Source organism: Acidiplasma cupricumulans, from assembly GCF_001402935.1.
In the GTDB taxonomy this organism is placed as follows: Archaea; Thermoplasmatota; Thermoplasmata; order Thermoplasmatales; family Thermoplasmataceae; genus Acidiplasma; species Acidiplasma aeolicum.
Map to the genome: position 1 here is coordinate 1 of NZ_LKBH01000130.1, position 21,393 is coordinate 21,393.

The 21,393-nt window shown below is 36.4% G+C and carries 19 protein-coding genes; 9 read left to right on the forward strand and 10 right to left on the reverse strand.

Annotated features, from left to right (window positions below; genetic code table 11):
* The 7 genes from AOG55_RS03900 to AOG55_RS03930 form a co-directional block, all read right to left on the reverse strand.
* Positions 1-835 (reverse strand): hypothetical protein (locus AOG55_RS03900; protein ID WP_156318744.1); only part of this gene is annotated, 835 nt, incomplete at its 3' end.
* On the reverse strand, positions 822-1,460 hold the full coding sequence (locus AOG55_RS03905; RefSeq protein ID WP_048101964.1) for a hypothetical protein: 639 nt from the start codon (positions 1,458-1,460) through the stop codon (positions 822-824). The genes AOG55_RS03900 and AOG55_RS03905, both read right to left, overlap by 14 nt.
* 93 nt (positions 1,461-1,553) lie before the next feature.
* Positions 1,554-2,876, reverse strand: coding sequence for an MFS transporter (locus AOG55_RS03910; RefSeq protein ID WP_052656809.1), 1,323 nt, complete (start codon positions 2,874-2,876; stop codon positions 1,554-1,556).
* 209 nt (positions 2,877-3,085) lie between these two features.
* Entirely contained in the window at positions 3,086-3,604 is a 519-nt protein-coding gene (locus AOG55_RS03915) for a magnesium-dependent phosphatase-1 (RefSeq protein ID WP_048101965.1), read from the reverse strand.
* A 124-nt stretch (positions 3,605-3,728) separates the two neighbouring features.
* The gene (gene tgtA / locus AOG55_RS03920) at positions 3,729-5,597 is read right to left on the reverse strand and encodes a tRNA guanosine(15) transglycosylase TgtA (RefSeq protein ID WP_048101966.1); all 1,869 of its coding nucleotides are present in this window, start codon (positions 5,595-5,597) and stop codon (positions 3,729-3,731) included.
* A 34-nt stretch (positions 5,598-5,631) separates the two neighbouring features.
* Positions 5,632-6,069 (reverse strand): MarR family winged helix-turn-helix transcriptional regulator, encoded by a 438-nt coding sequence (locus AOG55_RS03925; protein ID WP_048101967.1) that lies wholly within the window; start codon positions 6,067-6,069, stop codon positions 5,632-5,634.
* A gap of 6 nt (positions 6,070-6,075) precedes the next feature.
* On the reverse strand, positions 6,076-7,782 hold the full coding sequence (locus AOG55_RS03930; RefSeq protein WP_048102172.1) for an MFS transporter: 1,707 nt from the start codon (positions 7,780-7,782) through the stop codon (positions 6,076-6,078).
* Between the two features lie 139 nt (positions 7,783-7,921).
* On the opposite strand from AOG55_RS03930, the gene AOG55_RS03935 reads away from it, so the two are divergent.
* Positions 7,922-9,910 carry an acetate--CoA ligase family protein gene (locus AOG55_RS03935; RefSeq protein ID WP_048101968.1) on the forward strand — a complete coding sequence of 663 codons (1,989 nt, stop codon included), beginning with the start codon at positions 7,922-7,924 and terminating at the stop codon, positions 9,908-9,910.
* A gap of 17 nt (positions 9,911-9,927) precedes the next feature.
* Here the strand turns inward: AOG55_RS03935 and AOG55_RS03940 are convergent, their stop codons facing one another.
* The gene (locus AOG55_RS03940) at positions 9,928-11,697 is read right to left on the reverse strand and encodes a ribosome biogenesis/translation initiation ATPase RLI (protein ID WP_048101969.1); all 1,770 of its coding nucleotides are present in this window, start codon (positions 11,695-11,697) and stop codon (positions 9,928-9,930) included.
* 27 nt (positions 11,698-11,724) lie between these two features.
* A complete protein-coding gene (locus AOG55_RS03945; protein WP_156150332.1) occupies positions 11,725-12,144 on the reverse strand; it encodes a DUF6015 family protein in 420 nt (139 codons plus the stop codon).
* A gap of 183 nt (positions 12,145-12,327) precedes the next feature.
* Here AOG55_RS03945 and AOG55_RS03950 point away from each other — a divergent pair, with 183 nt between their 5' ends.
* From AOG55_RS03950 to lipB, 8 genes are read left to right on the forward strand one after another with little or no spacing between them, the layout of a single operon-like run.
* Positions 12,328-13,728, forward strand: a complete 1,401-nt coding sequence (locus AOG55_RS03950) for an MFS transporter (protein WP_048101970.1) — start codon at positions 12,328-12,330, stop codon at positions 13,726-13,728.
* Between the two features lie 30 nt (positions 13,729-13,758).
* Positions 13,759-14,754, forward strand: coding sequence for a dihydropteroate synthase (folP, locus tag AOG55_RS03955; RefSeq protein ID WP_048101971.1), 996 nt, complete (start codon positions 13,759-13,761; stop codon positions 14,752-14,754).
* Positions 14,755-14,807: 53 nt separating this feature from the next.
* Positions 14,808-15,677, forward strand: coding sequence for a lipoyl synthase (gene lipA / locus AOG55_RS03960; protein ID WP_055040920.1), 870 nt, complete (start codon positions 14,808-14,810; stop codon positions 15,675-15,677).
* Positions 15,670-16,701: a thiamine pyrophosphate-dependent dehydrogenase E1 component subunit alpha gene (locus AOG55_RS03965; RefSeq protein WP_048102175.1), complete on the forward strand. Its 1,032-nt coding sequence runs from the start codon at positions 15,670-15,672 to the stop codon at positions 16,699-16,701. The genes lipA and AOG55_RS03965 overlap by 8 nt, the downstream gene beginning before the upstream one ends.
* Positions 16,698-17,666 carry an alpha-ketoacid dehydrogenase subunit beta gene (locus AOG55_RS03970; protein WP_052656812.1) on the forward strand — a complete coding sequence of 323 codons (969 nt, stop codon included), beginning with the start codon at positions 16,698-16,700 and terminating at the stop codon, positions 17,664-17,666. The genes AOG55_RS03965 and AOG55_RS03970 overlap by 4 nt, the downstream gene beginning before the upstream one ends.
* Positions 17,667-17,670: 4 nt before the next feature.
* On the forward strand, positions 17,671-18,840 hold the full coding sequence (locus tag AOG55_RS03975) for a dihydrolipoamide acetyltransferase family protein (protein WP_048101972.1): 1,170 nt from the start codon (positions 17,671-17,673) through the stop codon (positions 18,838-18,840).
* Between the two features lie 2 nt (positions 18,841-18,842).
* The gene (gene lpdA / locus AOG55_RS03980) at positions 18,843-20,129 is read left to right on the forward strand and encodes a dihydrolipoyl dehydrogenase (RefSeq protein ID WP_048101973.1); all 1,287 of its coding nucleotides are present in this window, start codon (positions 18,843-18,845) and stop codon (positions 20,127-20,129) included.
* Positions 20,122-20,760, forward strand: a complete 639-nt coding sequence (gene lipB, locus AOG55_RS03985; protein ID WP_236688965.1) for a lipoyl(octanoyl) transferase LipB — start codon at positions 20,122-20,124, stop codon at positions 20,758-20,760. The genes lpdA and lipB overlap by 8 nt, the downstream gene beginning before the upstream one ends.
* 45 nt (positions 20,761-20,805) lie before the next feature.
* On the opposite strand, the gene AOG55_RS03990 is transcribed toward lipB, so the two are convergent.
* Positions 20,806-21,339, reverse strand: coding sequence for a cob(I)yrinic acid a,c-diamide adenosyltransferase (locus AOG55_RS03990; protein WP_048101975.1), 534 nt, complete (start codon positions 21,337-21,339; stop codon positions 20,806-20,808).
* Positions 21,340-21,393: the final 54 nt, after the last annotated feature.

A 21,393-nucleotide genomic window follows, 5' to 3' on the forward strand; every position in this document is an offset into this window, starting at 1 on the left:
CCAAAAAAAATATTCCGCAGTCTATTAATGAATCTATATAAGACCTGAATTTTAGTTCATCAATATTTCTATTAAATAGATGCCTATAATTCCTTAATAAAATTTCAGCATCAAGCGGGATCATATCTCCATGTATTATTGAAAAATAATAATATGAGTATGCTGTTCTTACATAGGGTTTAACAGAATCATTTGCTGCAAAAATTTCAGGAATGGCTGAAAATGTCATGGCAAACATTTCCCTGTCATTTTTAAAACCGGGGTCCTCATTTTTGTATATTATTATTTTATCATACCTTTCTTCATATTTTAATATGCCACTATGTTTTATAAGGGAGAAAAATTTTATTCTTTTTGTATCTGCCTGCCTTGATGTGTCCAGTATTACATTCCCATTATTATCCAGGGATCTAAAAATCTCCATCATGGGTGTGTAGGCCATCCTTATTTCAGGTATTTTTGCAAGATAATTCCCGGCATATGATATAATTTTTAAAATATAACTCTTATTTAGTTCAGCGATTTTTGATTTTATCTGCATGAGAGCTGAATTAAACTCCGGACCCTTTATTGTGATATATCCATAAATATTTTCAGCCTCCAGATAAAATACATGGCCAATTTTATTTATTAAATGTATGGAGAGCACATGCTCTGGCAGGAATAAATCTGCATAGGCATTTATCTTTCCAAGGGTTTCTATGGAATCTGGATCAATAAACAAAAAATCTCCATAGTTTTCATGAAGAAATTTATTAAAAAGTGATATTAAATTATCTTTGGTTGTTTGTAACATCTGGTATTTTTGTGTAAAATAATACCTAGCGGTATTCAAAGGCATCACCCTGATACTCTGTAAGCAATTTAAGCTGGCTGGCTGAATCTGAATTTATATTGACATAAACTACCATTTTATTCCTTGATTTTATGAATATCTCCCGAAGTTCATTTTCGGAATATGCCTTAAAAACATTCTTGAATTTATCATTGTAATAATTTATATCCAATATTTTATCATTAACGGATATATCGGGATTGATTTCAATAAATCTACCGGATATAAAGGCTGCCGGAAAAGAATAAAATATACCATCAGGTATATCTGCATTGCCGCTGAACGTTGAATAATCCATGAATAATGCCACAATTCTTCCTTGTTTCATGTATGAAAGCGCATTGGTCATGTTAGAGTCTTCTGAAAGAGATATTGATAATTTTCCTGCATACTTTTTTTTAAGTTTTTTGTTAACAATGCCTTCTATTGTTTTGTAAGCATTATCAAAACTGTGCCTAATTCCTGTTATCCTGTTAAAACCAAAAGTCCTTGATAATTCAATTGGGCTTAAAACACCATCGAGACCCATTGCATTATATATATTAGAATTAACGGTAATACTAAGAGTGTTTATAACGTTATATCTCGCATCGTTTATTGTATTGTAAACAATATTTAAAGCCATATAACAGTAAAAATATAACATTGGGCTATATAAATTATTACATATAACCGGTGTTTTATAACTGACTTTTTTAAATAAATATTAAAAGTAAAATTATTTTCTAACGTTATCCATTATTTTTCTGTCCAGACCAGAAAGGCTTCTGGCCTTTGTTTCAAAGCCTTTTCTCTGCCATATTACTGTCATTGTTAATGATAGCAAGAATATTAACATGACGGCGGATGCGGGAATGATAAATGGAAGTGATGTGTATGTTAAAAGTATTATAATGATGCCTGTACCAACCCATACGGTAAATCTAACAAGTGAAACATAGGTTCCCCTTTTATATGTTGGAAATATTTCAGGCTCAAGCATTCCACGTGATGCCCAGGTAATCTCACCGGGAATGAATAAAAGTACCATTAATGCGACAAGAACCAATCCGTATGTGCTGTGTGTTAATGCCTCAAATAACCATAGAACCCCCCAGAAAACTACCAGTAGGCCATAGGACATTATTGTAAATGTCTTCCTGTTCATTTTTTCAACAATGATAAGGCTTGTGATTATACCCACTATCGTCATTGTAAATCCGCCAATTATCGGTATATCATCTGCGAGTCCCAATGAGAAATAGCTGTAGCCAACGCCATATGAAAAATAAACAAATGCAACATCCTGTGCAATGCCTATTATAATGAGTATAAGAAAGCGCAATGGCAGACCAATATGTGGATTTACAGGTTCTGCATCGTTATCTATCTGCCATGCGTCCTCAACATCGCTGTTTGATTTTAATGCACTCCATGGAATGCTCTCCTTAACATAGAACCATGAAAGCCCAAGTGCGATAAGTGGGGCTATAAAAAGCATGGATATTGCAAGCCTGCTTATCGAATCTGAAAGATGAAGAAAGATGGGGATAAAGGTTAATGCAACCCCAACATTCCCAAAGTTCTGAACAATAACCAGTGATTTTCCTCTAACATTTGCAGGAACGGATTCAACAATCATTGATAAAATTGGTGTTTCAAGTCCTATGGCGGCCATTCCAACAAGAATAAATGATATTATAAGGGCAATAACAAGGTTTGATAAAAAGACAAATATTGCTATACCAATAACAATCATTGCAGACGTGATCATAAAAGACCCGCGCCTGCCTATTTTATCTGCCAAACGCCCTGAGAGAAGTGCCCCAACACCCCCGGCTATATATGGCAGACCCAATCCAATATAAAAGTACTTTGAGGGTAAAATTCCTCCTATTACAGAAACGGGGCCATAACTTTCGGCAACACCATAAACGAGCATCCCCATTGCAAGTGCTATTAGCACCAAGGCGGGGGTGCCTTTTCCACCACTTATTTTATTATTTCCATCCTTAAAATGACCGGGCAAATTACCATCAATATTATCAGCTCCCTGTTCCATTATGGAAAAGTTAAAAAAGTTATAAAAAGCTTTCTCAAAATTTTTTTTTAAAAATGACAAATATCATGAGTTTTAATGTATGCTGTCCAGATTTTATTAAGTTGCCGAACAAACACAGTGAGCTACCTCATGCTGAAACAATGAGGCTTCCTTATTCATTGACAGTTCTATTTTAATTTATATCCATATTGATTTTTAAAATTTCTGCATTATGCTGTGGTCTCGTATCCTAAAATTTTCTTTTTAATAACGTCCTTTGCCTCATCATAATTCTTTGCTGTTTTCCATATATTTATAAATATGATATCACCAACACTTTTTTTTATGGCATCCATGTGTATGTCACGATCGTCTATGTAAACTATTCTATCAGGAGTTATATTAATTCCCTTGGCTTTTAGTATATTAATTAAGTCAAGCAGTCTTTTATCCTTGTCCGGGGTATAATCAGTTGCATTATAATCGAATAAATCAATTATGCCAAATTTCTCCAGGGCCTCCATGGCATGTTCCTTTTTATTCCAGCTAAGGCTGGTTATTATGGCGCCATGCCTTTTACACCAGATCATAAATTCAACAGCACTTTTATAAATTGTTACCACGGTATTTTCCCCACGTATTTTCTCTGAATCTATTTTTTCATAGGGTGGATTAATTCCAGATATGTTTAAATTATCCCAAACAGTGCCGTCCAGATCCATTGCCAGCAGCCATGGTTTACCTTCCATGATAGGTTTATTATAATCTTTAAATAAACTTATCTAACCAAAATTTAAAATTTTATATCAAAAATAACAATAACGCATTATAAATATTTTTTTTAAAATGAAAAATGGGATTTATGACTAAAAATCACTTAATGCCCCTGTGTACCTTTACAGCTATGCCATCTTTATAATATTTCATTTCAGTTCCTGAAACTGTTGCCTTACCAACGGCACAGAGCCTGTCCGAAGAATCTACAACAAGCACATCATTTCCTGCAATTATATTATGATCAAAATCTAATATGAATTTGAAGAACACATTATAACCCTTTGAGTTAAACTCTGCACTGTCTTCTGTAACAACAACCCGTGATAATGGATAATCAAGCATTGCCAATAAAAAAATACCTCCATCTGGAGTTAATGTAAAAAACCCATCGTTTCTCATTGTTGCAATTAGTTTTGAATTCCTTATTATGTTTCTAATATGACCGGTGGTCTTAGATTTAATAATCTGGTCATTATTATTAAAAAAGTTTTTAACACCGAACTGGTAGTCAAAAACAGTATTGATTTTTTCCAGATCAAAATCCCTAATTTTTTCTTTTATGGTATAATCTGTATACGGTATTACTTCGTCATTTATTGATTTTAAATACCTTATATAAGAATCCCTCAGGTCATTGAATATTAATTCTGATGAAACCATCTGCCCAACAGGGAATGTGTTTTCAAGTTCAACAGGAATATATATGCCATTCCATGGAACAAGTATATTAAAATCGTTTTGCTCATAAAAATCTATTAATTTTTGACCCGTGGGCATACCGGGTTTCCATAATTTTTTTGGGATTAAAATAGTTTTTTTACCGTTTGAGATGTATTTGTATGTGTAATTTTTTAATCTTTTTACCCACGGGTTTTCAAGCGAATTGGAATCAAAATAATAGAATGGTGATTTGGATGAAATACTCTGGAATTTAGTTAGAGTATTTTCACTTAAAATGTTAATATAAGCTCTGTAAAGGGCCGGATGTGCATGTGCTATTTCCTCAACATACTGATAAAGTGTATTTTCGTATATCCTCTCCTTAATTTCGTTAATTTCCATAAAAATTGCCTTAAGATTATGCTTTGCCAGTTCCTTTAGTCTAATTTCCTCTGATTCCTGAATTAATTCCTGTGGTTTATACCGCCCATATAATGGGCTCCATTCAGGAAAATCGAGGAGATCCTTTAAGGATCTTGTACCCTCATGATACAATATTCTATTATCCTTGGCATATTTTATATAGGATGCTGAATCAAAGAGATCCACCCCAAGCATTACTGAAAAGGCGAAAAACATTGGATGTCCACCTCCAAATAAATGAACCGGCCTTGAAAAATCTGCATTTATTTTTGAATTTATAATAATTTTAACCAGATCATCATACCTGTATGATTCCAGAAGTGGTACAACACCACCTATTGGCAGATAGGGTGCCCTTGACATTAACTGTGCTGAAAGACTCCTTAAATCAGGATATACTGAACCCTGAATTGGACCGGCTATAATATCATCACCTATATCTATTTCCTGTAATCTACGGTATGTTTCCTCCACAGCATGTTTTGATTCTTCATATTTATCCTCTGGCCGGGTAAATATATCAAGTATGGTTATTATATCGCTTCCTATCTTTTTCTGAAAATCAACAATTTCCTTATTTGTATATTCAATATCACCATAAACGTAACTCTGGAATGTTCCTGAATCTGTCATTATGGGGCCGTTAAATCCTATTAATTTATGCACACCATATTTAAGAGCATTTTCCCTCAGCGAATCTGTTCTCCTAATTATATAGCTGTTTGTTATTACGGCCTGGGCACCCAGGCTTCTTAGCTCACTCTCTGATAAAAAATTTAGATTTGGATTAATAACAGGTAATACTGTTGGTGTTTCTATATCACCATGTTTTGTATGGAACTTTGCAATCCTTGCCAGATTTTCCCTGTAAAGCAGATGCATGTCAACGTATGGTAAATTTATATATAATGTTAGCCTAATTGCTTTTTAGAAGTTCTGTGCCGATTGCATCAGATATTTTATTTAGTATTAGTTTAAAGTTTTCTATTTCATCCTTATTAAGGTTTTTAAGAGATTCCGATATAATATTTTTAATGAATAATCCAAGTTCCTCATAATAGTTTCTGCCCTCTTTTGTTAATTCCACATTGACTATTCTGCGGTCATTCATGTCGTGTTTTCTCAAAAGCAGATTTTTTCTCTCAAGTCTATCCACTATATCTGTAACCCAGCCATTTGCCAGTGATAATTCTCCCGCGATATTTTTCATTGGCTGCTGACCCTTGGTAAGAAGGTAAATTATTTTGTAGTCTGTAATGGTCAAACCATCCTTTTCCAGCCTTAATTTGATTTTCTTTATATAACATCCAAGTATTTTATCCAGATATTCCCAGATTTCTAATGTATCGTCCAATTTTACTCACCTTTTTAATTTAACAGCCTGCTCCTCATTTGATATTCTTTTAGATGAACCTGACTTTTTGGTTAATGGATCCCTGATAAATGATAATAGTGCACCCACAAGTGTTATTGCAAAGGCAACATAGAATACCACATGTAAGGAGGACATGAATGTTGGGGCAAATATGGTGGGGAACCATGTGCGCTGGGTTATTGTACTTAATGCTGTTGGACTTATTGAATTTTTAACACCCGATGGTAGTATGCTTAATATGGCCTTTATAGGATTAATGCCAAGAAGTGCACCAAAAATTGCATCTGTTGGTGGCAGTTTGGAAAATACTGAGGCAAGCTGTGGTGCTCCAGCATTAGTAACCGCTGAAGATAATGCACCTGGAAGTTTTGATGAAAGGCTTAAAATCAATATTGTAAAGAAAATGCCCATACTGGCGGTTGTCCCAACATTTCTTAATGTTGTGAGCATGCCAGATGCTGAACCCCTGCTTTCAGGCGGTACTGATGACATGACCGCTGATGTATTTGGGGCGGTAAACATGCCCATGCCTGCACCGAATATAAACAATAATATTCCCATTTCTATATATATGAAATTATATGGCAGTAATGAAAGAAGGATTAATGCAAATGCTGATATCAAAAGACCAAGGGTTGCTATGCCCTTTGATCCGTGTTTGTCTGATAATTTTCCTGAAAGCGGTCCAAATATACCCATGGCAACCGTCATTGGGAGCATGAATATTCCGGCCCAGAAAGGAGCACTGGCATATGAATAACCGTGGTCTGGAAGCCATATTCCCTGGAATAATATTATTATCATAAACATTAAGCCCATCATACCCATGCCTGAGATCATACCTGAAAAACTGCCTGCTGAAAATGCCCTGATTTTAAATAATTCAAGGCGGAACATTGGCTGCTTGACCTTTCTTTCAACAAACGGGAATGCTATTAAAAGTATTATTCCAATAATTATGGCTGTAATAACCCATGGGTCTGCCCAGCCTGTTGCACTGCTCTTATATGGAACCAGACCGTATGTAATGCCTATTAAAAGTATTATAAGACCTGCACCAAAAAGTAGATTTCCCGGAATGTCAAGCTTCTGCTTAAGTTTAGGTGATGTTTCCTTCAGTTTTAGATATGACCATACCGTGCCAAGGAGGCCAACGGGAACACTAACAAGAAATACATATCTCCAGTTAATTGCAGATAAAATACCGCCAGCAACTATACCTATACTCATTCCTGCTGTTCCTGCTATGGCATTTATACCCAGCGCAGTACCACGTTCTTCCTTGGGAAAATTATCAGTGATAATTGCATAGCTGTTTGCCATTAAAAATGATCCACCAACTGCCTGAACTATTCTAAATATAATTAATTCAAGAGCACCAGTATCACCCTTACCTGGGGTAAAATATAGCAGCACTGAACCAAGTGTGAATATTGCAAAACCAAGATTAAATAATCTTACACGGCCAAAAATATCAGAAAGACGGCCTATGGTAACCAGAAGAACAGCAGTTACTATCATATATCCCATAAGTATCCAGAGCAGGTAGGCAAAAGCACCTGATTGAAATGGATTTAAATCAATGCCCCTAAAAATTGGTGGTAGGGCTATAATAAGTATGCTGGCATTAATTGTGGCCATTAAAACACCTATTGTTGTATTTGACAATGCCACCCATTTTTCCTGAACCATAAAATCATAATTTATTTTGATTATATAAATATTTTGTAAATAAATATTTATTGGTAAACATTTTCCATATAGAAACATTTATGCTTGAAAGTTATCAATAATAAAAAAGCTTTAAATTGATTTATCATATTATTATATCATGATTGAATCATTATTCAGGCCAGAAAGCATTGCAGTGGTTGGGGCATCAAATGATAAAAACAAGGTTGGCAATATAATTTTTAGGAATATTATTTCCACATTTAATGGAAAAATTTTTGCTGTTAACACAAATGGTAGTGTAATAGAAAATTACCAGTCATATAAATCATTAAAGGACATTAAGGAAAATGTTGATCTTGTGGTTGTTGCCGTTCCAAGAGATGCTGTACCCTCTGTAATTCAGGATGCTGTTGACATCAAGGCAGGAGCTGCAATTATTATCACATCAGGGTTTAAAGAAACTGATGAGCATGGTGCCGATCTTGAAAAACAGATAATAGACATAGCCAGAAATGGTAATTTAAGCATTCTTGGGCCAAATACAATAGGGCTCATTACACCAAATTTCAACGCAACATTTGCATTTGAGGATACAATAAGGGGAAATTCTGCACTTGTGGCCCAGAGTGGTGGTCTTGGTGTTTACATGCTGGAATGGGCACAGAAGACAAAAACCGGCATAAGCTACTTTGTAAGCCTTGGAAATCAATCTGATATTACTGAATCGGATGTTTATGAATACCTGTCAAACGATGTTGAAACCAGGGCAATATTCTCATATATAGAAGGTGTTTCAGACGGTGACAAATTTTTAAACGTTGTTCCGGAAATTGTTAAAAAGAAACCAATGATATTTTTAAAAGGCGGTGTTTCAAAATCAGGTTCCGCAGCTATAAAAACACATACCGGAAGCGTTGCTGGATCAATAGATATATTTAAGGCGGCGGTAAGAACCTGTGGTGGTATATTTGTTGACAGCCTTGAGGATATGCTGAATATAGCCAGACTTGTAAACTCAAGTGAAAATGTATCCAGCGATATATTAATAATAACAAATTCTGGTGGCCATGGTGTTTTAACAACAGATGCCATAGATATCCAGGAAATGAATGAAATTCAGCTGCCTGATAGGATAAAGAAATCATTATTAAAAATACTGCCCAAGCAGAGTGTGCCAAGGAATCCCATTGACCTTTCAGGGGATGCCGATTATAAAAGATACAGTGATGCACTGGAAACTGTTAAGGATCTGGATTGCACAAAGGTGGTAATAGTTCAGTCACTCCCAATGGTAACATGTACGGATGTTGCCAGGGCTGTAATTAAATACAAGGGTACTGGTGTAATAGGAGTTGTAATGGGCATGGATGAGGATTCTGCATCAAAGCTTCTGGATTCTGCATCTATTCCGTCCTTTAAATTCCCTGAGGATGCCATAAAGGCAATCAAGTACATGACCTCAAGGTGGACACCGGATAAAAAAATTAGGATAAGCGAACCACCAGAGGAGGCAAAAAAGCTTGTTGCAGGCAAAAACTATCTTAGAGATTTTGAGGCAATGAAACTTATGGAAATTTATGGGATTAAAACACCAAAATGGAAAACTGTTGAAAATGAGTCAGATCTTGACGCAGCCGCAGATTATGTTGGGTATCCACTTGTAATGAAGATATCACCTGATGAGCCGGTGCATAAAACCGATGTTAACGGTGTTATAATGAATGTACAGAAGGAAAATCTTCATGAGGCTTTTAAACAGCTTAACTATAAAAGAGTATTGCTTCAGGAACAGATATCCGGGGCAGAGATATTCATAGGGGGCATTAAGGACCCTGTTTTTGGTTACACTGTGGTGTCAGGTGTTGGCGGCATATACATGGAGGTTTTAAAGGATTTAAGCTACGGTCTTGCACCTGTATCAGAAAATGAGGCAATGTATATGATGGATGAAAGCAAGGTTACAAAAATGCTTTCTGCCAGAAAAAGAAACTATGATAGACTTTCCTTAATCAGGGCAATAACAAATATATCAAGGTTAATAGTTGATCTTGATGTTAGCGAGATGGATATAAATCCGGTGATAGTAAATCAGAATGGCGCCTACGCTGTGGATGTCAGAATACTGTTAAATTCAAAACAGGAATAATAATTTTTAATAATATTTTATTGGGAATAATAATATTCCCCCTTTAATTTCTGTTCTCTATCAAGTGCACTGTTCAGTTTATTGATTCTTGGACGCTTTGTAAGCTCATCCCTTCTAAATGTTATTCCGAGGCCTTTTAAAAACTCATTCATGCCTGTCCTCATATCCATGGGACCCTTACTGCAACCTTTAATTCCCTGCTGCCCTGTGAAAACAATCAGGGCATCTGAAATTAGGTCTATTAAATATATATCATGATCAACAACTATTGCACTTTTTTTATTATTTTCCATAACCCTCCTTATTATTTTTGCCACATTCATCCTGTAGGCTGAGTCCAGATGGGCAGATGGTTCGTCTATAAGATATATATCAGCATCTGTTGATAATGTAAGTGCAACCGATGTTCTCTGCAATTCACCTCCAGAGAGATCATTAACATTTTTATCATATAGTTCCTCAACATCCAGCGGGCCAATTATCTCATTTTTTATGAACTGGTCTTCCATTTTTTCCTTCATGGTTGTTGAAAAGAGTTCATAAACAGTACCGTCAAAATCCGGTGATATGTACTGTGGTTTGTATGCCACCCTTAACTGGTTCTCAACCTGACCGGAATCTGGCTTTATTGTTCCTGAAAGCATTTTTATAAATGTGGTCTTGCCAAGTGCATTCTGGCCCAGTACACCGATAATCTCCTCCTTATTTATGTATCCTGACCCAACATGAAGCTCAAAGTTTTCAAATTTTTTTTCAAGGTTGGTCCAGGAAGTTATTTTGGTTGTAACTGTTGTTCTTTTACTTGATTTTACATTAAAATCTATTGATGTTGGTCTTATTCTTACATTTTCCTCCCTTAAATAACCTGATAAAAACGCGTTTATTGCCTTATTTGTTGATTTTTCTTTTGTAATTACACCGTATGCACCGGGACTTCCATATACCAGATTAATCTGATCTGCAATTTTATCCAGAAGTGCAAGATCATGTTCCACAACCATTACTATTTTGGTTTCAGCCAGTTTTCTAATAATTTCAGATATCCTTATTCTTTCATTAATATCCAGATAGGATGAGGGTTCGTCAAACAGGTATATGTCTGCATCCTTCATCAATGCCATTGCTATGGCAAGTTTCTGGAGTTCACCACCTGATAAATCCCTGATATCCCTGTGCAGTGATGATTCCATTGATAATTCCGATACAACAAAATCAAGATTTCCGTTATCATTATTTTTTAATATATCTATTACTGTACCGGAAACAACCCTAGGAATTAAATCCACATACTGATTTTTCAGCACTGCCTTTTTATTTCCATTGTACAGATCCTTAAAATACTGCCCCATCACACTTTTGGAGAATCTTGATATAACCTCATCTCGGTTATCCTTAACATTGTAATTACCAAAGTTTGGTATCAATATTCCTGATAAAATATTCATGGTTGTGGTCTTGCCAAGTGCATTCTGACCAAGAAGTGCTGTTACCCTGCCAGCCGATAGGGATGGCAGTGAATAGAGCCTGAAAGAATCCAGACCGTACTGATGAACTATATTTTTATTTAGTTCATCTGGTATGCTGACTATCTTAATAGCATTAAATGGGCATCTCCTAACGCATATGCCACAGCCAATACAAAGCGATTCTGTAATAACAGGCTGTGCATTTGCATCGGGAAATTCTATAGTTTTTGTTCCATTCCTCACAGGTGGGCAGTAATACTGGCATTCGTGATTGCATCTTTTCGGATGGCATTTATCCTTATCTAGAATGGCTATGTGCATATTTTTAACCTAATAATTATTAATATTTTAATTTGCCTTCCAGTATTCATCTGGAATTTCATTGTAGATATCGAATGTTGAATCATCACTATTTGTCTGTATATTCATTTCTGAGAGTTCTATAACGCGATTAACATTCAAAATCCAGTAATGAATGCGCCATTCCCTTCCATCAAAAAGTGTTGTTTCTTCTCTTTCTGTTTCAAGAATTCCAAGATCCTCCATTGTATAGAAGACATCACGATCCTCCGGCTCAAGCATATTATCAATAACCCGGGTGCCGTACCCAAAGAAGTTAATAATATGTTCCGCTGATGACTGCGCCTCCTCTGACCCCATCTTTCTCTGCTGCAAGCTTAAACCGTTGCTTATTGCCCTTGCAAGCTCATCTATCTTCACATAGTTTCTGGACCTTACCTTTTCTATTTCCACATCGCTTATCGCCATTTCAATCACCTTGATAACATACCATATTACATTTTAAATAATAAGGTTATTCAATTAATTAAAATATGGCTTAAATTATATTTAAATTTTATTATAATTCATGTAATTTTGTCTATATATCTTATATAGAATATATAGGTTATATTTATAATAAATAGGAAAATAGAGAAAATAGTGGCAAAGATGACTACTGTGGACGAGGCCTTGGATAATGCAAAATCCTCAAAGTTTCATTATAAGGTTTTATTTGTGTCAGGTCTTGGATTCTTTACAGATGCATATGACCTTTTCATAATTGGTGTTGTTATACTTATACTACCACTTGCTGGATGGAATAATATATCAATTTTTTATAAGGGATTAATAACATCCACCGCTTTATTATCCGCCATTATAGGGTCAGTTACATTTGGAAGGCTACTAGACTATTTAGGTAGAAAGGAGATATATGGGCTTGAGCTGGTAATGCTAATAGCTGGTGCGCTTGGAAGTGCATTTTTAACACCAACCAACAACATTCTGGTATTTATATTATGGAGATTTCTCCTTGGTGTGGGCATAGGTGGGGACTATGCAACCAGTTCAACAATAATGACAGAATACTCAAATACATTAAACAGGGGCAAATTTGTTGGCACAATATTTTCAATGCAAAGCTTTGGGCTTCTTGCAGGACCATTAATTTCAATATTGTTTTTAACAAGTGGTTTAAGCCCATCATTAACATGGAGGCTACTGCTGGCCATCGGGGGTATACCTGCCATGCTTGTCATATATTTCAGAAGAACCATGCCTGAGCCCCCAAGGTATACTGCAGACGTTCGTGGCGATATTAAAACTGCAGAAAAAAATTTAAGGAGCTACACGGGAATAGATGCCCAATCTAAAAGAGCAGAAAAGGTAAATGCAAAATGGTATGATTTATTTAAGGATAAAAAATTTCTTATAACATTAATAGGCACTGCAGGGACATGGTTTTTAATGGACTGGGCATTTTATGGAAACTCAATTATGTCAAATAGCATTTTATCATTCCTTGTTCCAAGCGGTTTAAACGGAATTAATGCAATTATACTAACAAATAAATATTCAGCGTTAATATTCGGGATAGCAGCCTTTCCTGGATACTGGGTGGCTGTTTTTACACTCGATAAAATTGGCAGAAAAAAAATACAGATTACAGGATTTTTAATGATGGCAATTTCATTTGGTATCATAGCATTGTTTCCAGGGATAATAAGCGCAGCCTATGTTTATTATTTTTTAATGATTTATGGCATTAGCTACTTTTTTATTATGTTTGGGCCAAATGTAACAACGTTTGTCTACCCACCAGAGGTTTTTCCAATATCAACAAGGGGTTTCGGTACTGGCATTTCTGCAGCAGGTGGTAAAACAGGCGCCTTCATAGGAACATTTGCAGATACATTAATACTTGCGTTTACAAATTTAAGCTTCTTAATGTGGATACTCTCAGTCCTTGCAATTTTGGGCTGTGCCATGACAGTTTTTCTTTTGCCAGAAACAAAGGGTAAAACATTGCGTGAATCATCTGGAGAAAACAGATACATGAATCAAACTTAAAATTTTTAAGGTTTTTTAGCATAATGCATTATGAATATTTTATTTCCGTCAAGGAATAATAAAAGAAGTGTTGAAATTTTTACAGAGGATTCCGCTGGAAATACTGTTATCAATGGAAAAAGATTTAATAAATTATATGCAAAAATGGACAGGTCTTTTATAAAGGACTTTCTGGAAGAAAATAAGATATTTTCTGGCTATGAGGATAAAATTTCTGAAAATATGGTAAATAAGATTGATAATAAAAAAACAGTGATTATGGGGATTTTAAATGCAACCCCGGATTCTTTTTATGCCGGTTCAAGGATTCTGGATAAGAGCAGAATAGATTCAATGCTTGATGAAAAACCTGATATAATTGATATAGGGGGTGAAAGTACAAGGCCGGGCAGTCTTCCTGTGCCACCAGATATTGAGACTGAAAGAATAAGACCTGTTATTGATTACATAAAATCTGTATCAAACATACCTGTATCAATTGATTCAAGAAATTATGATACAATAAAGGCTGTTATTAGCATGGATATAGATTATATAAATGATATATCAGGTTTCTCTGATGAAAGAATGATAAAAATTGCATGCGATTATAATGTTAGGGCTATTGTAATGCACATGATAGGCACACCACAGACAATGCAGAACTTTACTGAATACGATGACATTATATTTGAGATAAATAATTTTTTTTATTCCAGGATAAATAAAATGTTAAAATTTGGCATAAAACCAGAGAATATAATAGTGGACCCTGGCATAGGTTTTTCCAAGGATACCAATGGAAATATTACCATATTAAGGTCTCCATGGTCTTTCTTTCTTGGCTTTGACACACTGTTTGGCACATCAAGAAAAAGATTCATAGGCACATTAACCGGATCTGATGTTAATGATAGACTGGGTGGAACAATAGGAACATCAATTTATTTGAGTGAGAATGGGGTTGATATACTTAGGGTTCATGACCCTGCCCAGAACAGGGATGCAATAAATGTATTCAGAAAATTAACGTCCATCGACGAATAATTTTCTTTGTTTTTTACGTATAGTTTAAATATATTTCTGCGATTAATCATATAATGATTAAGGTACCGTACAGTGTGAAACTGCCTTCTGGCGAGAGATATTCATTTATAAAAAATACATTAAAATCACGTACACTGTATACAGTATGTGAGGAGGCACACTGTCCAAATATGGGGGAATGCTGGGAGAGTGGTACAGCAACTTTTATGATTCTTGGGTCTAACTGCTCGCGTGGGTGCAGATTCTGTGCGGTTACCCATGGAAAAATGCTACCAATTGATCCAGATGAACCACAGAAGGTTTATGAGGCTGTAAAATTAATGAGGCTGGATTTTGTTGTCATTACCTCTGTTGACCGTGATGACCTTCCAGATAAGGGGTCACAGGCTTTTGCCAATGTAATATCTAAACTTAAAACAGCTAATGTTAAAATAGAGGTTTTAATACCAGATTTTAGCGGAATCCATGAGTTTATTGATAAAATAATAAATGCCGCCCCTGACGTCATTGCACATAATATAGAGACAGTACGCAGGCTTACGCCACACGTAAGGGACCCAAGGGCCGGGTACGATCAGAGCCTAAACGTTCTTAAATATGTTAAATCCGTTAATAAAAAGATGATTACAAAGTCATCAATAATGATTGGACTTGGAGAGACTGATGAGGAGGTCATTGAGGCCATGAAGGATCTTAGGAATGCGGGCGTTAACATTTTAACTGTGGGGCAGTATCTAAGGCCAACAAAAAAACAGCTCGAGGTAGTGGAATATTCCCCAATTGAGAGATTTAAATATTTCGAGGAAAGTGGATATAAAATGGGTTTTGATTACGTTGCCTCAGGCCCGTTGGTAAGAACATCCTACAGGGCAGCGGAGGCGTACGTAAAGGGAATACTGAATGGAGGTGGAAATTATGATTGAAGAGGCAGATATTAGTAATGAAAAGGTGTTGGAGGCTTACAGGAATCTTGTAATGGAAAGAATGCTGGATAAAAAGATGCTAAATGCAAGCAGGCAGGGGTTTTTGCCGTTTTACATACCACTGATGGGGCATGAGGCCATACATATTGGTATTGGCCTTGCATTGAGGAATATTGATTATTTTTATCCATACTACAGGGATTTTGGTGCACTGGTCCAGCTTGGAATTCCCATGGATATGATAATGTCCCAGGTTTTTTCCAATGCATCAGATAATGAGCTTGGCAGGGATATGCCGGATCATGTCTCATTTAAAAAATACAATATAGGGGCTGTAATAACACCCGTGGCAGGACACCTCATGTCGGCTGCCGGAATTGCATATGCAAAGAAATATAGAAAGTCTGATGGAGCGGTATTGACAACCTTTGGAGATGGGGCAACATCAACACCAGATTTCCATGTTGCAATGAACTTTGCAGGTGTTTATGACCTTCCTATGGTATTTTTGTGTGAAAATAATGGATTTGCAATATCTGTGCCAACATATCCAAATGAGGAGGGGCAGTCAGATGCATACGAGGAGACAAGAGGCCCAATATATAAAAAGGCGGAGGCCTATGGTTTTGAGGGCATAAGAATTGACGGCACAAGCTTTTTGGAGGTTTATAAGCAAACAAGAAAGGCGCTTGAAAATGCTTCCAATGGGCCAGTGCTGATAGAGGCAATGACATACAGAATGGGGCCGCACTCCACTGCTGATGATCCCAATAAATACAGAAAGGACGAGGTTCCAGAGGGGAGTGATAAGGATCCTCTTATTGTAAACCAGAAAATATTGAAGGACATGGGTATTCTCACGGAGAAGAAAATTCAGGATATAAACAATGAAATTGATGATTTGACAAGCAAACTTGTAGACAAATATGAAAAAGCACCAAAACCTGATAAAAAAACAATACTGGATAATTTATATGAAACAGACCCATGGTATATAACTGAGGAAAGGGGTGATATAGAATGACCACAATGACAATGGTAAAGGCACTTAACAGTGCGCTTGACAATGCAATGGAAAGGGATGATTCAATAATTTTAATGGGAGAGGATGTTGGCGTAGATGGCGGTGTCTTCAGGGTAACTGATGGGCTTCTGGCAAAATATGGAAAGGAAAGGGTTCTGGATACACCACTTGCAGAACTAGGAATAGTTGGGTTTGGAATTGGAATGTCCATGGCCGGCCTAAAGGCAATACCTGAAATACAGTTTCAGGATTTTATATACACAGCAATGGATCAGATAATAAACCAGATGGCAAAGCTAAGGTACAGAACCAATGGAGATTACACACTTCCAATGGTTCTTAGAACACCCTACGCTGGGGGTGTTCACGGCGGGCCCTACCATTCACAGGCTGGAGAGGCATACTTTGCCCACACGCAGGGTTTAACTGTTGTAACACCATCAAATCCATATGACGCCAAGGGTTTATTATTATCATCGATAGAGCTTAATGATCCGGTTATATTTTTGGAGCCTAAAAGGCTTTATTATGCAACAAAGGGGGATGTCCCGGACGATTACTATACAGTTGACCTAAGAAAGGCTAATATTTTAAAGGAGGGTGATGACCTTACAATTATAACATATGGACCAACAGTTCCGCTTGTCATGGATACTGTAAACAAGAACAATGTAAATGCGGATGTTATTGATTTAAGAACAATAAACCCCTTTGATGTTGATGCCATTTTAAATAGTGTGAAAAAAACCTCAAGGGCGGTTATAGTTACAGAATCCCCAAGGTTATTTGGCGTAAGTGCTGAAATTTCTGCAACCATAGCGGAAAGGGCAATTGATTATCTTGCAGCACCAATATTAAGAGTTTCAAGCCTTGATATACCTGTGCCATTCGCGCTTGAGGATTATTATGTGCCAAATGAGCAAAAAATAATGAAAGCAATAAATAAAGTTTTGCAATACAGGTGATGTTATGTATACATTAAAATTACCACCAATCGGCGAGGGGATACAGGAAGGAGAAATAGTAAAATGGGATGTTAAGGAAGGAGATACCATAAAAAAGGATCAGGACATTGTTGAGGTTATGACTGATAAGATTACTGTGAGAATACCTGCCCCGGTATCAGGAAAGATTTCAAAAATTCTGGTTCCAGAGGGCAAAACAGTAAATATCGGTGATCCGATAGTCCAGATAGATTCACCGGATGAATCAAATGAGGTAACCACGGAGAATAAACCAGTGGAGGAACAGCCAAAAACTGAACAGGTATACTCTGTTAATAATGAGAACATACCGTCTGTGAAGGCCACACCATCTGTAAGGGCCTATGCCAGGTCAAAAAATGTTGATATATTAAAGGTAAAACCAACCGGTCCTGATGGCAGAATAACAAAGGACGATATTGACGCATACCTTAAAAATACCACTGCGCAGAAAACAGAGGTAAAAAAACCGGAAAATCCTGCTGCAGGTGATGAAATTTTCAATGTAAGTGGCATCAGAAAGGTAATTTTTGATAAAATGACAAAATCAAAACAGATAATGCCACATTTCACTGTAACTGATTTTGTGGAAACCCAGGAAATACAAAAAACCATAGAATATTATGCAAAAAAGGAGTATCTGAGTTTTACGTCATTCTTTGTTAAGGCATGCACCATTGCATTTAAGGATTTTCCAAAATTAAATGCCATATACAATGAGAATGACAAAAATTATACCATTAAAAAGGCATACAATATAGGTGTTGCTGTGGACTCACCGTATGGTTTAACTGTTGTGGTGATAAAGGATGCCGATAAAAAGGATTTGTTTACAATCTCAAAGGAAATTAAGGACCTTGCTGAAAAGGCCAGAAATAATACACTTACACTGGATGAGGTGCGTGGTTCCACATTTTCAATAACCAATATAGGTGCAATAGGCGGTATTATGTCAACACCTGTAATAAATTATCCGGAGGTTGCCATACTTGCAGTAAACTCCAGAACAACAGCAATAATCAACAATGAAATGAAAACAGGTCTGTATCTAACCCTGGCATGTGATCACAGGTTAATCGACGGTGCTGAGGCGGCCAGATATCTTCAGAGGGTAAAGGAAATACTTGAGCACCCCATGGCATTTATTGGTGATTAAAAATGGATTATGATGTAATAATTCTTGGTGCAGGTGCAGGTGGTTATCTTGCTGCCCTGCATCTGGCCAAAAAAAAGAAAAAGGTTCTTATTATTGAGAAAGAGAAATTCGGTGGTGAATGCCTAAACTATGGGTGCATACCATCAAAGGCATTAATAGAACTCTCTGAAAATATATTTTACCTAAAAAATATGCCTGGCATGACCCTTGATTATAAACTCAACATGAAGGACTGGCAGGCATGGAAAGATTCAATGATAAAGAAAATTACAGGCGGTGCTGAGGGTGCATGCAAGGCCAGCGGCGCCACTGTGCTTTACGGGGAGGGAAAAATAGTCAATAAAAATACGGTTAATGTAGATGGTAAAAATTATACTGCAGATTATTTAATTCTTGATACCGGTTCTGTACCTGTAAAAATAAAAGGTATAGATGATGTTTATTATAACCGTGAAATTCTCGCAATAGACCATATACCAGAAACACTTGTTGTTATTGGTGGCGGTTATATAGGCATTGAGATGGGTACGGCATTCAGGAAACTTGGTTCTGATGTATATATTGTTGAAATGAAGGATAGGATACTTCCTGAGGTTGATGAATATCTTTCTAGGGCAGTTGATAAAAGGCTCAGAGATCTTGGAATAAAAATTTTAACCAGTAGCAGGGTTCTTGGTGTGAAAAAGAACAAGAATTATACTGTAAAAATAGAAAATTCCGGCGATATAATTGCGGAAACCGTTTTAATGGCCGTTGGCAGAATGCCAAATACACAGGGATATGGCCTAGAAAACCTCAATCTTGAAATGGATGGGCGGTTTATAAAAACGGACCAGCATAAAAGAACAAGTGTGGATAATGTTTATGCCATAGGCGATGTTTCAGGAATGCCCATGCTTGCACATAAGGCATTTTATGATGCCTATGTTGCATCTGAAAATATTCTTGGCAATGATACAGTGGTGGATTATAAATCCATGCCAATGGTGGTTTATACAGACCCGGAAATAGCATTTACAGGTAAAACAACAGATAAATATAAGCAGATACCTGCCATGGCAAATCCCAGAACACTGACAATGAACCAGCAGGATGGCTTCTTTAGGGTATATTACAATGATGATGGGACAATAAGTGGTGCGGGTATCGCAGCGCCAAGATCCTCAGAGATTATAGCTGAAATTGGGCTGGCCGTTGAATCTGGTTTAACACTGGATGATATGTTTATGACCGTACATCCCCATCCCACGGTATCTGAGGGCATTAAGGATGCATGCGAAAATGATTAATTATTATATTGATTTAAAACGCATGGATTATGAGAAATGCCTTCGATTACAGTACCACCTTGTGGAATTAAGAAAAAATGATAAAATACCAAATACCGCACTTTTTGTTGAGCATAACAGCATATACACCATAGGAAGAAAGGCAGACCCAAAAAACTATGAAAATGTTAATGTATATAAAACTGACAGGGGTGGCGATGTTACATATCATGGCCCGGGGCAGATAGTAAATTATTTTATCTTCGATGTAAATATTGATGGCAGGAGGGAAATTAGAAGATTCCTTGAAAATATTGAAAATGCATACATTAAGATGCTGGGTTCCTTTGGGTATTCGGCCATGCTGGATGAGGAGCCCGGTATATGGATAGAAACTGAAAAGGGAAAAAAGAAGGTTGCCTCAATTGGACTCGCAGTAAAAGATAATATTTCATATCACGGTATTGCCCTAAATATAGGGCAGGAGGCTGTCAATGGCTTTAATCTAATAAACCCCTGTGGACTTGATAACAGCGTTATGTCCTATGTTGATATACCAAGAGATAAGGCCATAGAGGCAATAGTTTCGTCACTGGCTGACTACTTTGGGGAATTCCAGAAAATAAATATAGACGACATCAAATTATTATAAAAGCCATAAGGTCTACATTTAAGAAATAATTTATATATAATATTTCTATGAGGTTCTTTTAATATCCCAAATTCTCTCCTCAATGCCAAGCCTTTTGTTCGATGCAAGTGCATGCATAAAAAGAAGTGATGAAAGTCTGTTTAAATAAATTAAAATATATTTATTTACCTGCATTTTCTTGGATACATATACTGCAAGCCTTTCTGTTCTTCTGGCAACGGCCCTTGCCATATGAAGTGAAACTGCGGAAATATCACCATCTGGAACAATAAAAAGGTGTATTTTACCAATTTCTTCACGGTATTTTTTCACAGATTCCTCAAGCCACCTTACATCCTCATCCTTAATTGTTCTGTGGGTGCTTTCTGCAGTTATATCCTCACCAATAACAAAGATGTCGTTCTGAATTTTTTTTAGATCATTTTTTATGTCTTCCCATTTTGAATTTATGAGGGCAAAACCAACAAATGTGTTTAATTCATCAAGGGTTCCCTCGAGGTCCACCATGGGGGAATCCTTACCAACCCTTATTCTCAGGCCGGTATCGGTTTCCCCGGAATCGCCACGTCTTGTAAACATAATAGCATATAATATGCACAGATTTAATATTTTTTAGTTTTAATTTTGACAAAA

What these genes read in the sequence shown, in the direction of transcription:
- AOG55_RS03935 (WP_048101968.1), top strand. Translation starts at nt 7,922, where the DNA reads ATGATTGAATCATTATTCAGGCCAGAAAGCATTGCAGTGGTTGGGGCA.
- AOG55_RS03940 (WP_048101969.1), bottom strand. Translation starts at nt 11,697, where the DNA reads ATGCACATAGCCATTCTAGATAAGGATAAATGCCATCCGAAAAGATGC.
- AOG55_RS03905 (WP_048101964.1), bottom strand. Translation starts at nt 1,460, where the DNA reads ATGGCTTTAAATATTGTTTACAATACAATAAACGATGCGAGATATAAC.
- AOG55_RS03975 (WP_048101972.1), top strand. Translation starts at nt 17,671, where the DNA reads ATGTATACATTAAAATTACCACCAATCGGCGAGGGGATACAGGAAGGA.
- AOG55_RS03930 (WP_048102172.1), bottom strand. Translation starts at nt 7,782, where the DNA reads ATGGTTCAGGAAAAATGGGTGGCATTGTCAAATACAACAATAGGTGTT.
- AOG55_RS03970 (WP_052656812.1), top strand. Translation starts at nt 16,698, where the DNA reads ATGACCACAATGACAATGGTAAAGGCACTTAACAGTGCGCTTGACAAT.
- tgtA (WP_048101966.1), bottom strand. Translation starts at nt 5,597, where the DNA reads ATGCATCTGCTTTACAGGGAAAATCTGGCAAGGATTGCAAAGTTCCAT.
- lpdA (WP_048101973.1), top strand. Translation starts at nt 18,843, where the DNA reads ATGGATTATGATGTAATAATTCTTGGTGCAGGTGCAGGTGGTTATCTT.
- AOG55_RS03950 (WP_048101970.1), top strand. Translation starts at nt 12,328, where the DNA reads ATGACTACTGTGGACGAGGCCTTGGATAATGCAAAATCCTCAAAGTTT.
- AOG55_RS03965 (WP_048102175.1), top strand. Translation starts at nt 15,670, where the DNA reads ATGATTGAAGAGGCAGATATTAGTAATGAAAAGGTGTTGGAGGCTTAC.
- AOG55_RS03910 (WP_052656809.1), bottom strand. Translation starts at nt 2,876, where the DNA reads ATGGAACAGGGAGCTGATAATATTGATGGTAATTTGCCCGGTCATTTT.
- AOG55_RS03915 (WP_048101965.1), bottom strand. Translation starts at nt 3,604, where the DNA reads ATGGAAGGTAAACCATGGCTGCTGGCAATGGATCTGGACGGCACTGTT.
- AOG55_RS03945 (WP_156150332.1), bottom strand. Translation starts at nt 12,144, where the DNA reads ATGGCGATAAGCGATGTGGAAATAGAAAAGGTAAGGTCCAGAAACTAT.
- AOG55_RS03990 (WP_048101975.1), bottom strand. Translation starts at nt 21,339, where the DNA reads ATGTTTACAAGACGTGGCGATTCCGGGGAAACCGATACCGGCCTGAGA.
- lipA (WP_055040920.1), top strand. Translation starts at nt 14,808, where the DNA reads ATGATTAAGGTACCGTACAGTGTGAAACTGCCTTCTGGCGAGAGATAT.
- folP (WP_048101971.1), top strand. Translation starts at nt 13,759, where the DNA reads ATGAATATTTTATTTCCGTCAAGGAATAATAAAAGAAGTGTTGAAATT.
- lipB (WP_236688965.1), top strand. Translation starts at nt 20,122, where the DNA reads ATGATTAATTATTATATTGATTTAAAACGCATGGATTATGAGAAATGC.